Annotated in this window: 15 protein-coding genes; 4 read left to right on the plus strand and 11 right to left on the minus strand. The window is 68.3% G+C overall.

Annotation, left to right across the window (positions count from 1 at the left end):
- Positions 1 to 41: 41 nt before the first annotated feature.
- Positions 42 to 1,016: a hypothetical protein gene (locus NA11_RS24460; protein WP_069164322.1), complete on the minus strand. Its 975-nt coding sequence runs from the start codon at positions 1,014 to 1,016 to the stop codon at positions 42 to 44.
- A 102-nt stretch (positions 1,017 to 1,118) separates the two neighbouring features.
- Between NA11_RS24460 and NA11_RS24465 the strand changes: the two genes are divergently transcribed.
- The 3 genes from NA11_RS24465 (at position 1,119) to NA11_RS24475 (ending at position 2,987) form a co-directional block, all read left to right on the plus strand.
- Positions 1,119 to 1,724 (plus strand): TetR/AcrR family transcriptional regulator, encoded by a 606-nt coding sequence (locus NA11_RS24465; RefSeq protein WP_069164323.1) that lies wholly within the window; start codon positions 1,119 to 1,121, stop codon positions 1,722 to 1,724.
- A 121-nt stretch (positions 1,725 to 1,845) separates the two neighbouring features.
- Positions 1,846 to 2,274 (plus strand): hypothetical protein, encoded by a 429-nt coding sequence (locus NA11_RS24470; protein WP_069164324.1) that lies wholly within the window; start codon positions 1,846 to 1,848, stop codon positions 2,272 to 2,274.
- A gap of 152 nt (positions 2,275 to 2,426) precedes the next feature.
- Positions 2,427 to 2,987, plus strand: a complete 561-nt coding sequence (locus NA11_RS24475) for a hypothetical protein (protein ID WP_069164325.1) — start codon at positions 2,427 to 2,429, stop codon at positions 2,985 to 2,987.
- Between the two features lie 22 nt (positions 2,988 to 3,009).
- Here the strand turns inward: NA11_RS24475 and NA11_RS24480 are convergent, their stop codons facing one another.
- The 7 genes from NA11_RS24480 to recO all read right to left on the minus strand — a co-directional run bounded on the left by NA11_RS24480 (position 3,010) and on the right by recO (position 8,908).
- Positions 3,010 to 3,615: a response regulator transcription factor gene (locus NA11_RS24480; protein ID WP_069164326.1), complete on the minus strand. Its 606-nt coding sequence runs from the start codon at positions 3,613 to 3,615 to the stop codon at positions 3,010 to 3,012.
- The gene (locus NA11_RS24485) at positions 3,612 to 4,838 is read right to left on the minus strand and encodes a sensor histidine kinase (protein WP_069164381.1); all 1,227 of its coding nucleotides are present in this window, start codon (positions 4,836 to 4,838) and stop codon (positions 3,612 to 3,614) included. Before NA11_RS24485 ends, NA11_RS24480 begins: the two co-directional genes overlap by 4 nt.
- A gap of 180 nt (positions 4,839 to 5,018) precedes the next feature.
- Positions 5,019 to 5,807, minus strand: a complete 789-nt coding sequence (locus NA11_RS24490) for an ABC transporter permease (protein ID WP_069164327.1) — start codon at positions 5,805 to 5,807, stop codon at positions 5,019 to 5,021.
- 1 nt (position 5,808) lies between these two features.
- The gene (locus NA11_RS24495; protein ID WP_069164328.1) at positions 5,809 to 6,750 is read right to left on the minus strand and encodes an ABC transporter ATP-binding protein; all 942 of its coding nucleotides are present in this window, start codon (positions 6,748 to 6,750) and stop codon (positions 5,809 to 5,811) included.
- An 82-nt stretch (positions 6,751 to 6,832) separates the two neighbouring features.
- The gene (locus NA11_RS24500) at positions 6,833 to 7,246 is read right to left on the minus strand and encodes a YbjN domain-containing protein (protein WP_069164382.1); all 414 of its coding nucleotides are present in this window, start codon (positions 7,244 to 7,246) and stop codon (positions 6,833 to 6,835) included.
- Between the two features lie 14 nt (positions 7,247 to 7,260).
- Positions 7,261 to 8,094 carry an isoprenyl transferase gene (locus NA11_RS24505; protein ID WP_069164329.1) on the minus strand — a complete coding sequence of 278 codons (834 nt, stop codon included), beginning with the start codon at positions 8,092 to 8,094 and terminating at the stop codon, positions 7,261 to 7,263.
- Between the two features lie 61 nt (positions 8,095 to 8,155).
- Complete coding sequence (gene recO, locus NA11_RS24510; protein WP_069164330.1) at positions 8,156 to 8,908, minus strand: DNA repair protein RecO; 753 nt, start codon at positions 8,906 to 8,908, stop codon at positions 8,156 to 8,158.
- A gap of 176 nt (positions 8,909 to 9,084) precedes the next feature.
- Here recO and NA11_RS24515 point away from each other — a divergent pair, with 176 nt between their 5' ends.
- The gene (locus NA11_RS24515) at positions 9,085 to 9,465 is read left to right on the plus strand and encodes an Aca2/YdiL-like domain-containing protein (RefSeq protein ID WP_167837715.1); all 381 of its coding nucleotides are present in this window, start codon (positions 9,085 to 9,087) and stop codon (positions 9,463 to 9,465) included.
- A gap of 4 nt (positions 9,466 to 9,469) precedes the next feature.
- On the opposite strand, the gene NA11_RS24520 is transcribed toward NA11_RS24515, so the two are convergent.
- From NA11_RS24520 to NA11_RS24530, 3 genes are read right to left on the minus strand one after another with little or no spacing between them, the layout of a single operon-like run.
- Positions 9,470 to 9,931 carry a hypothetical protein gene (locus NA11_RS24520; RefSeq protein ID WP_069164332.1) on the minus strand — a complete coding sequence of 154 codons (462 nt, stop codon included), beginning with the start codon at positions 9,929 to 9,931 and terminating at the stop codon, positions 9,470 to 9,472.
- Positions 9,932 to 9,988: 57 nt separating this feature from the next.
- Positions 9,989 to 10,588: a TetR/AcrR family transcriptional regulator gene (locus tag NA11_RS24525; protein WP_069164333.1), complete on the minus strand. Its 600-nt coding sequence runs from the start codon at positions 10,586 to 10,588 to the stop codon at positions 9,989 to 9,991.
- Entirely contained in the window at positions 10,575 to 11,441 is an 867-nt protein-coding gene (locus tag NA11_RS24530; RefSeq protein WP_069164334.1) for an alpha/beta fold hydrolase, read from the minus strand. The genes NA11_RS24525 and NA11_RS24530 overlap by 14 nt, the downstream gene beginning before the upstream one ends.
- Positions 11,442 to 11,569 lie beyond the last annotated feature (128 nt).

The following is an 11,569-nucleotide window of genomic DNA, read 5'->3' on the forward strand; positions in this document are numbered from 1 at the left end:
ACCCGCGTTTCGCGGATGGGCCTGCTGCCTTTTCGCCGTCGTCAGCTCACAGCGACCGGAACCCGTGCGGGAGCCGAGTTTTCGCTGATGCGCTTGGCGCGCAGCGCGCCGACGCCGAGCAGTGCGATCGCGGCAACCGACCAGACCAGCAGAATCGTCAGCGGCGCAGCCGCGCCCGCGCCGTCGAAGAACGCGACCGAGCGGATCAGCGAGGCGGCCGCGCCCGGCGGGAGGTACTGCCCGATCGCGCCCCACGGCTGCGGCAGCAGTTCCGGCGCGGAGGTGGCCGCCGAGAACGGATTCCCGATCAGGAGCATGGTCAACGCGGCAATGCCGATGCCCGCCTGGCCTATTGCGCCCGCAAGGCCGACCACCGCAGCCGCCACCGCGAACGAGACGAGCCCCGCCGCCGCCGACAGCACCAGATAGGTCCCCGGGATCACCGACATCCAGCCGTGCACGATCTCCATGCTCAGCAGCCCGCCGACGACACCGAAGGCGGCCAGGCCGACCAGCTTTCCGCGGACCGTCGGAATCACCAGGCTGAGCAGCACGCCCGCCGTGATGCCCGACATCACCAACGGCAGCACCATCGCGCCGAACGCGGCACCGCGCGGATCGTCGGCGTCGGCGGCGACCACGTCCTCCACCCGCGGCGCCTGCGCCCCGGACAGCTGCTGCCCGATCTGCGTGAGCTGTTGTGCGACAGCAGGACTCGCGCCGGAGGCGATCAGCACCTTGGGCGCACCGTCGCCGGTGACGATCGCGCCGTACACCTCGCGGTCCGCGATGGCGGCGCGCGCGGCGGCCTCGTCGGCCGGGCGGGAGATGTCGAACGCGCCGGGGCTGTGGCCGGCCAGCGTGCCGACGATCATTTCGGCCTGCGGGCCCGTGACGGCCAGCGGCACGTCACGGGGGGCGATGTTGGCGGCGGGCCAGGCAAAGGCGATGAGCATCAGTGCCTGGAGCAGCGCTGCCCCGACGCCGACGGCGAGCGCTCGCTGCATCGTATTCATGGGGTTCTCCCGTAAATCGAATGACCGTTCTTTTTGGTGAATCCACCGTCGCACGCACGCCTTCGGCTTGTCAAGAACGGATGTTCGTTTTACATTGAGCCTGTGCCCAGAGTCAGCGAGGAACACCTCACCCGCCGTAGGCAGCAGATACTCGATGCCGCCAAACTCTGCTTCAGCCGCAAGGGCTTCCACGAAACCTCGATGCAAGACGTCTTTACCGAATCCGGGCTCTCGGCAGGCGCGGTCTACCGGTACTTCAAGAGCAAAGACGAGCTGATCGCGGCGCTGGCCACGCAGACAACGGTCGGCCTGCGCATGGTGATGACCGAGATGATCCACGAGGACCCGCTGCCGACACCGGACCGGCTGGTCGGCGCGCTGGCCGAGCACATGGTCGCGAACAGCGGACCCGATGGCTTCCTGCGGCTGGCGCCGCAGGCATGGGCGCTGGCACTGGTGCATCCCGAGGCGGCCGTGTACGTCAAGGAGGCGATCCTCGCGATTCGCGACCGCTGGTACGAGTACACCGAGCGGATGCGCGACGAGGGCTGGCTGCCTCCGGACACCGACATCCACGCCGTGGCGACCGCCGTGATGGGCGTGCTGCCCGGATTCATGTTGCAGCACTTGATCATCGGCGACATCGACCCGCAAACCCTGGCACGTGGCGTCCGCACGCTGCTCCCCTACGGACCCGCCGCCGACTGAGCCTGCCCCGCACACTGTCGGCACATCGATCCGGACCCGGCCATTGATCTTGCGCAGCGCCTGTGCAAGTGTCGGGAAGCCCCGTAGAAGGGGACCCGTCGCCGGAAGGGGATTACCTGCCGTGACCGTTTCGAAGAGGACCGCCGTCGCCGCGACCGCGTTCGGGGCGCTGTGCGCCGCCGCCGCGACCGCCGCGCCCAACGCCGGAGCCTCGGTCAGCAACATCGACGTCGCCGTCGGCCTAAGCTTCGGCAGCTCGAGTTTCTACGGCGCGAGCTGCTCGTACCAGGTCACCGCGACCGCGAAGCCGGGCAGCACGGTCGTCTTTCTTGACGAAATCGAAGGCGCGCGTACGGACCTGACGTTCAAGCCGGCCACTGTGGTCGCGGACACGTCTGGCCGGGCGGTCACCACTTGGACGCCGGCCAGAAAGGGCGCGCACAAGATCTGGGCAGCCGAATACGTCCAGGGCGAGACCTATTTCATCACGCCGATCACCGTCAACTCCGCACTGGGGATCGGACCGATCTGCGCGGTTATGCCCTTCTGACACCGCGGTGCACGGCCCGCGCCTGCCTGGCGCGAATGCAGTGACCGGGTACCGGGCAGCGATGGCTGTCCGGTACCCGACTGAGCGGCAACAGATTTCGTATTCCGTCGAACCCGGCGAGGCGACCGCTGCCCGGGATTAGACTCGACTCGATGAGTCAGGAACCGTCGGCGCTCGACCGATCGGGACCGCGGCGGCCGCGCCCACCGGATCGGCAGACACTGCTGCGCTTGGCCGCAGTCCTCGCCATCGCAGTCCTCGCCGTAGGCGTGGCGGTCTTCGTGATCCGCCAGCAGTTGCCGCGCGACTCGACCACCCCGGCGACCAGCACCATCGACTCCCCCGCGGACACCACGCCTGGCACGGCCATCTGGAATGTCCCCCAAGGCTTTCTCGGCACCTGGAAGGGCACCGCAGGCGACGGCGCGCACACGATCGACGTCGTACTGACCATCATTGCGGGCAAGACCGCCGAAGAGGTCGCGACCTCAGCGGACACCGATCGGCTCTCCGGCGATCGGTGCGAACGCGCCGAACGCGTGGTGAGCCTGGCCGCGACCGAGCTCACCTTCGCCGGCCGCGCCACCGGTGGCGTCGGGTGTCCCGACAACGGCAGGACCACGACGGTCGAACTCAGACCCGATGGCTCGCTGGGCTACCAAGCCCCTGGGCCCAACGGGTCCATACTCGTCGGGACCCTCCACCTGAGCTAGTCCTGAGGTGTCGGCGAGCGGATCAGAGCCAGCCGAGGCGTTCGGCCGCGCGAACGGCTTCGGCACGGGTAGAGCTGCCGGTCTTGCCGATGGCGGACGAAAGATGGTTGCGGACAGTGCCTTCGGAGAGATGCAGCTGCTTTGCGATCGCGCCCGCGGTGGCGCCGTCGGCGGCCGCGGCGAGGACCTCGCGTTCCCTGGCGGTCAGCGGCGAGGTGCCCGCGGTCAGGGTTTCCGCCGCGAGCGCGGGATCGACTACGCGCAAGCCCATCTGGACGCGGCGAACAGCATCGGCCAGCTCCCGCGCCGGGGTGTCCTTGACGACGAACCCGCTGGCACCCGCGTCGATGGCGCGGCGGAGATAGCCGGGGCGGCCGAACGTGGTGACCATCAAAATGCGGACATCGGGGTGGGCGGTGTGCAATTCGCCTGCGACGGCGATGCCGTCCATGCCGGGCATTTCCACATCGAGCAGCACCACATCGGGATTCGTGCGCGCGACCGCGTCGAGCACCTCGTCGCCGCGGCCGACCTCCCCGACCACCTCCAGATCGGCTTCCAGCCCGAGCAACGCCGCGAGCGCGCCGCGCACCAGCGCTTGGTCATCGGCGAGCAACAGCCGGATCATCGGTCCCTCCTCCTGTTTCGGGGTGATGCCGCAGGCGGCGCAACGGTGGCAGCGACCCGCACGCCGCCCTGCGTCGACGCGGACATGGTCAACGTGCCACCCGCGGCACGGACTCGCTCACGCAGGCCGGCGAGGCCCGAACCGGATGCCGCGCCGGCGCCGAGGCCACGGCCGTCATCGACCACCTCAATAGAGCTGTCGCCGACCAGCACCGTGCAGTGCCTGGCCGCGCTGTGCCTGATCACGTTGGTGACCGCCTCGCGCAGCACCCAGCCGAACAGCTCGCTGTGCGGTGTTTCGGGGAGCTGCGCGGGGTCCGGGAGATCGGCGACGATATCCGCCGCGGCCAGTGCGGTTTTCGCGTTGACGAGCTCGCCGCGCAGCGAGACCTCGCGCAGGCCGCCGACGGTATCGCGCACTCCGGCAAGCGCTTCGCGCGCGAGTCGTTCGATATCGGCGAGCTCGGTCTTCGCCCGCACCAGATCGACGTCGATGAGTCGTTGCGCCAGTTCGGTTTTCACGGTGATCACGGTCAGCGAGTGGCCGAGGATGTCGTGCACGTCGCGCGACACCCTGTTGCGCTCTTCGACAATCTCCAGTTCGGCGCGCTGCCGCCGTGCCAGCTCGGCGAGCCGCTCGCCGCGCACACCGAGCTGCCTGGCCAACCAGACGGCCACCGGAACGAAGGCCAGATAGAACGGCATCTCCGTCGGCTGCCTGCCGGGCAGGAGCACCGGAAGAAGCAGCATCGCCGACATCACCGCCAGGACCACATACCCGGATTCCCTGGCGGGCAGGGCGAAGATGGCAACGATCGCGATGTAGATCACGGTCGGCAGCGCGACCGGACCGAGCAGCACCACCAGCGCCACGTGCAACGCGATCATCAGCCCGAGCACCGGCCAGATTCGACGGTCGATCGGCTGCTCGAGCACGGGGTCGCGCGGACCCGATCTGCGCGCCATCAGGAACGACCCGAACACCAGCGCCACGAACGCCACAAAGCATGCCGTCGCGAGACCCGCCTGCACGGTATCCCCCTGCGACCAGCGCTGCGCGATCGGCGGTATCAGCCAGACCAGCCACACCACCGCGACGAGGATGCCCCACCAGCCGCGGCGCCTGCTGTTCATCGCGCCCAACGACTGATCATCGACCGCCCGATCGAGGAGACCGGAAAAACCAGCGGCACGCAGCGAAGCGAGCCCTGACCTCACACCCATGCGTCGCTCCCGCACGAGAGGCCACCGTCTGTGCTGCACGAGCCCTGGTCGATCACGAGGACCGACGCTACCGAACCGGTGTCGGCCCAGGTAGGCCACGTCCTGTGTGGCGCGCCACCGCACGCGCCGCGGCTGTCCACCCCTCGTTCGGGACGGCCGCGGCGCGGTGCGCGAACCAGGTCAGCGGGCGGTGTCACGGCGGAACAGCACGGTCGAGCCGCCGACGAACACCGCAGCCCAGACGACGACGTTGAGCACCGCGATCGCGATCTCGCCGGAACCGGTGTCGCCGAACGGCATTCGCGACAGCGTGGCGACGCCGTTGGTCGGGAACACCCGTGAGACGGTCTCGAACCAGCCGTGCAGCGGCATGAACAGCCCGCCCGCGAAGGACAGCGCGGCAAGCACCGGTCCGAGCAACTGCATCACATTCTCCGACGGCAGCAGGTAGCCGACGAACAGCCCGAATGCCGCGAAGACCAGCGAGGTCAGCCAGGCGATCAGGAAGCAGCTCACCCACGCGACCGGCGTGAGATGCGCGCCGAACAGCCCGCCGACCACGAACACCGCGGCGACCGACACCAGTTCGAGCGCCATCGCGACGGCGACCTTGGTGGCGATGTAGGCGACCGGATGCAGTGGGGTGAGCCGTAATTGGCGGCTCCAGCCGGTGGCGCGTTCGATCGCCACCATGGCGCCGCCGCTGGTGGTCGCGAGCATCGCGCCGTAGACGGCCATCGACACCATGATGTAGCCGGTCACATTGCCCGACCCGAAAGCCTGTGTCCGGTAGTTCGATTGCAGGCCGAAGATGACGAAGAACAGCGGCGGGATGAGCAGCGTGAAGATCATGGTGCGCCGGTTGCGCAGCATGCGGCGCAGCTCGAGGCGCAGGAACCCGGCGCTGAAGCCGCCGAACGGGGTCGGCCGATGGGTAGTCGAAACCGCCGGTGCGGCAAGGGTGGTCATGTCAGTTCTCTCCGGTGGTGAGCGCCAGGAACGCGGATTCGAGGTTGTGCGAGGTGATTTCGAGATCGACCGCGGTGGTCTCGGTGAGCAGGTAGCGGGCGATCGCGTCGGAGTCAGCGGTGTGCACGATGATTCGGTCGCCGCGCACTTCCACTTGATCGACACCGGGGACGGCGAGCAGCGCACTCCGCACCGCGCCGGGCATGGTCGCGCTGACCGCGCGGCCCGAGGCCAGGTTCTTGATCTCGGCGGCACTGCCGTCCGCGACCACCTTTCCTGCCCGGACCAGCACGATCCGGTCGGCGTAGGCGTCGGCCTCGTCCAGGTAGTGGGTGGCGAACAGGACGGTGCGGCCACGCGCGGCGTCCGCACGCATCGCGTTCCAGAAGTCCCTTCGCCCTTCGACATCCATGCCGGTGGTGGGTTCGTCGAGCACGATGAGGTCGGGATTGGGCAGCAGCGCGAGCGCGAACCGGAGCCGTTGGCGTTGTCCGCCTGAGCATTTGCCGACCAGACGGCCTGCGATCTCGGTGAGCCCTGCGCGCGTGAGCGCCTCGTCGACCGGGCACGGGTTCGCGTGCATACCGGCAACGAGCCGCACGGTTTCGGCGACGGTGAGGTCGGGCAGCAACCCGCCGGATTGCAGGACCGCCGAAATCCGGCCCACCGCAAGGGCTTGCGCCGGCGTGCCGCCGAATACCTCGACCGTGCCAGAGTCCGGCCGCGTCAAGCCGAGCACCATGTCGAGGGAGGTGGTCTTGCCCGCACCGTTGGGGCCGAGGAACGCGACGATCTCGCCCGGTTCGATCACCAGGTCGAGTCCGTCGACAGCCTGCACCACCCCGCCGCCCGGTACCGGAAAGCTCTTACGCAGCTCGCGCAGTTCGATCGCGGGCGGCACCCGGTGCTTGCCGGCCGCACCCGCCTTCAGTGCTGATGTCATGCCTCAACGGTCGCCCACCAGCCACCGAAAGCCCCCACACACCTGTCACCCATCCCCCATGACACATGTCATGGACGTGTGGTCAGGGCAGCAGCAGTCCTTGCCTGGCCCGGCCAGCGCCGGACAGCACCAGGACGAGCATGGTGGCCAGCGCCTGATCGTCCAGACCGGCGGCAGGGAAGGTGTAGCGCAGAATGACGTCGGCCTGCTTGTCGTGGCCGATCACGGTCAGCGAGCCGAACTGGAGGTCGTTGTTGCGCTCGGCGACCCGCTTGTGCAGCTGCGGCTTGAGCGGGCGATCCCAGGCAAGCACGCAGGTCAGCGTCAGCACATCCAGGCCTGGCGCGAGGCTCACCGCGCGCAACGAGCACAGCGCGCCCTCGTATTCGAAGCCGATCGAGCCCTCGGGATCGACCCGCACCTCGATGTCGTAGAGCGACAGGCACGCGCCGGCCTTCGCCTGCAGTTCGATCTCGGGACTCACCGAAGATTCCATCTCTGTGCCGCCGTTCACTTGGTGCCGCCGAAGCGTCGGTCACGCGAAGCGTACTCGAGGCACGCTTCCCACAGATTGCGCCGGTCGAAATCGGGGAACAGCGTGTGCTGGTAGACGTATTCGGCGTACGCGGACTGCCAGATGAGGAAGTTCGAGCTGCGGAACTCGCCGGAGGGGCGCAGGAACAGATCCACGTCCGGCATGTCCGGCTCGTCGAGGTACTTCGCGATGGTCGCCTCGGTGACCTTCTCGGGGTCGATCTCGCCCGCCGCCACCCGCCGCGCGATTTCCCTTGCCGCATCGGCGATTTCGGCACGACCGCCGTAGTTGACGCACATGGTGAGGGTCATCACCGTGTTCTTCTTGGTCAGCTCCTCGGCGATCTCGAGCTCGTTGATCACGCTGCGCCACAGCCTCGGTCGTCGCCCCGCCCAGCGCACCCGCACGCCCATCTCGTTCATCTCGTCGCGGCGGCGGCGGATGACGTCACGGTTGAACCCCATCAGGAACCGCACCTCGTCGGGGCTGCGCCGCCAGTTCTCGGTGGAGAAGGCGTAGGCCGACAGCCACTTCACCCCGATCTCGATGCAGCCCTCGACGGTGTCCATCAGCACGGCCTCGCCGCGCTCGTGGCCCGCGGTCCGCGGCAGTCCACGTTCCTGCGCCCACCGGCCGTTGCCGTCCATCACCAGCGCGACATGGTTGGGCACCAGCTCGGCCGGAATCTCCGGCGGACGGGCTCCCGAGGGATGCGGCGACGGCGGACGAACGGTGCCGACCGCGTCGGGCCGCGCAGAGCTCGACTTGGTCGCGGTAGAGGAGTCACGGCGCAGGATCACGGCCCCCATCCTGCCTGATGGTTGTGGAGGCCTTGTGTGGGTCTCGGCTCTAGGCGAGCGAAACGCGGACTCAGGCGGGCGAGCTCACCGGCCGCGACCGCTCGATCAGCGGCAATGTCCGCAATTGGCGTTCCAGATGCCATTGCAGATGCGCGGCGACCAGGCCGCTGCCCTGCCTGCGCACCCCGTCGGGCACCGACTCGACGTACTCCCACTCGCCGCGCAGCAGCGCGACCAGGAACTCGAGCGCCCCCTGCTGCGGTGTCGCCGCACCGGGTGGACGGCAATGCACGCACACCGCGCCTCCTGCCGCCACATGGAACGCGCGATGCGGGCCGGGGGTCGCGCACTTGGCGCATTCGTCCAGCGCGGGCGCCCAGCCGGCAAAACCCATGGCGCGCAAGAGGAATGCGTCCAGGATCAGCTCGTGCGGCCGCTGTTTGGCCGCGATCGCGCGCAGGGCGCTCGCGGTGAGCGCGTGCAGCCGCGGCGCGGGCGCACGTTCCTCACCGGCCAACCGCTCGGCGGTTTCCAGCACGGCACAGGCGGTGGTGTAGCGCCCGTAGTCGTCGATGATGTCGGCAGCGAACGCCTCGACCGTGTGCACCTGGGTCACCACATCCAGCGTGCGCCCAGGATGCAGTTGCACGTCGATGTAGGCGAACGGCTCCAGCCGGGCGCCGAACCGCGACTTGGTCCTGCGCACCCCCTTGGCCACCGCGCGCACCAATCCGTGCTGGCGCGTCAGCAACGTGACAATGCGGTCCGCCTCGCCAAGCTTGTGCTGGCGTACCACCACCGCCACATCCCGATACAAACGCACGCCTCATCCTCCCACGAACACCCGACAGCCGACGGCAGGCGCGGCAGCGCGCACCGACCCCGTCGCCTGCCGTCCCGGTTGTCACGGCCTGACTTCCGGCGACGAATCGACCATGCCGCTCCGCGCGCTGTCCTATTCTTTTTCTCTACCGCACTGCTGGGGAGGGGCTTTCAGATTTGGACGACCTATTAGGGACCGGAACCGCCGCTGGCTTCCGCGCCACTCGTGAGTTACTCGGCTTGCCGGTGCCCTGGTGCGCCAGGCTGTTCGCCGTCGCCGAACGCACCGTGGAACGGTGGGAGAAGGGCTCTTTCCAGATCCCGGACACCGCGGCCCGCGAGCTCGCCGAAATCGCCGACGAGACCGAACAGGTCGTCGAGGCGATGGTCGATGCCATCGGGGCAGGCGAGATCTCACCACGACTACACACCTATCGAACAAACGACGACTACTGCCGCCACGAGCCGGGCACCCGCTACCCGGCCACCTGGCACCGCGCCGTCTGCGCGCGCGTCATGGTCGAATTGCCTCAGGTAGAACTGCAATTCGTCGAATAGCGGATCAGCGGTACACCGTCGGCTCGACGACGAGCTGAAGGACGGGGGTGTCGATACGCACGGGGGGCAAGACGATCGCGTCGAGGTCTGCCGGCCTGGCGCCTGCCCCATCGAACAGGCAGTGTCCGTTCGGATTGATCACCAAGGTGCGGCCGTCGGCCGCACCCGGCAGGGTGACGCGTGCCGCACCCTGCACCTCGATCGCGGTATTCGGCGCGACCGGAACAAGGTTGTGCACCCACGGCGCCAGATAAGGGTGCGCAACGACGGTCGTCGCGTCGCCGCCCCGCTGGACGTCCGGAGTCGGCACCTGGATCGGCGAGAACGCCGGAGTGAGGGTCGGACCGTCGATGTCGCCGACGCCATTCGGCGGCTGGGCGTAGTCGGGCGTCAACGGCTGTGCCTGTGCTGCTCCGGCCAGACCGAAGCCGACCGCGAGACCGATACCTATCGCTACGAGCTTCATTCGCTGATTCTCGGTGGGTGGCCGATCGGCGACGACGGTTGCGCTCGAGCTGATTCGTCAGGTGCGCAGCAGGCCGGAGATCAGGAGCAGCACCGATTGCTGCGCCTCGGCCCTGGCCGCGTCCTTGTCTTCGGCGTGCGCGACGATCAACGACGCCTCCGTGAGGGCGCTCAGCAACAATTGGGCGAGCACCGGGATGGGCGCATCGACCAGCATGCCCGCATCGCGGACGCGCTCCAGATGACCGACGATCATGCCGAGACCGTGCTGGCTCTCGAATTCGCGCCAGGCCTGCCAACCCATCACGGCGGGCGCGTCGGTGAGCGCGATCCGCAGCATCGCCGGGCGCTGACACATCTCCAGGAAGAGGCTGAGGCCCACCGCCATACCGCCCATCACATCGTCGGGATCGACAGCGGCGATGGCACTTCCGATCTCTTCGGTGAGTTCGGTTTCGATCTGTTCCAGGACGACGAGGAACAGGCCGCGCTTGTCGCCGTAGTGGTGGTGCAGCGCGCCGCGGGTGACCCCGGCCTCGGTGACCAGCTCCTCCGCGGAGGTCGCGGCAAAGCCGCGCTCGGTGAACAGGCGACGGCCTGCCTCTTCGAGCGCGGCTCTGGTGGTGCGGGAGCGATCCTCCTGGCTACGGCGTGGCATGCAGCCGAGTGAACTCCAGGATCGCGTCGGTGAGCAACTCGGGCTGGTCCTCCGGGAGGAAGGTGTAGGAATCGTCGACCACCCGCAACGTCGCGTGTGGCAGGTCGCTGGCCAGGCGCTGGGCGAAGGACAGCGGGAAGATCTTGTCTTCGCGCGACCACACCAGCAGCACCGGGAAGTCCACGGACGAGAAGTGCTTGGCGGCTTCCAGCGTGTAGCTGTTGTTCGCCGACTTCAGGAAGCGCCGCAGATCCTTGCGGATCGCGCCGGACCTGCGGCTCGGCAGCAGGTAGGAGTCGGCGATCTCCGGCGGCGGCATCCGCTTGGCGACCAGGCCGAAGGCCAGCGGCGTCTTGTGCAGGGCTCGGATGCGCATCGGCTCGATCAGCGGGCGGATCGAACCCGGGATCTTCGCGATCCAGCTGAACAGCGTGAACGGCATGGGCAGGAAGCCCTCGTAGCTGTCGACCGCGGCAAGCACCACTCGGCCGATCCTGGCCGGATGCCGGGTCATCAGCACCTGGGTGAGGGCGCCGCCGGTGTCGTTGGCGACGAGGGTGACATCGGTCAGGTCGAGCTTGTCGAGGAATGCCGCGATCAGGTCGGCCACGCCTGACGGTGTCAAATCCAGGTCGGGGACCGGGATTTCGTGCGCGCCGAGCGGCCAGTCCGGAGTCAGGCAGCGGTGGCCCGCGGCGGCGATGCCGGGGACGACGTTGCGCCACAGGTCCGCGTTCACGAGCAGGCCGTGCACGAAAACGACCGGCGAACCGGTCCCGGTCTCGTGGTAGCGGATGCGACCGCCGGGCAGGTCTACCTCGTGCGTGTCGCCGAGTGCGGTGCTGAATCCCATGGTTCCCTCCAGTGCCGATGTGATGCCAACACTTTTACATACATACGGTATGTATGTCTAGAGTGATTCTGAACCGGGCGAGCGAATCCGAGCTTCCCGGTAGCGAACTCGCCGCGCTGACACGCGCC

Origin of the sequence: Nocardia altamirensis NBRC 108246 (assembly GCF_001612685.1) — a bacterium.
GTDB classification, from domain to species: domain Bacteria; phylum Actinomycetota; class Actinomycetes; order Mycobacteriales; family Mycobacteriaceae; genus Nocardia; species Nocardia altamirensis.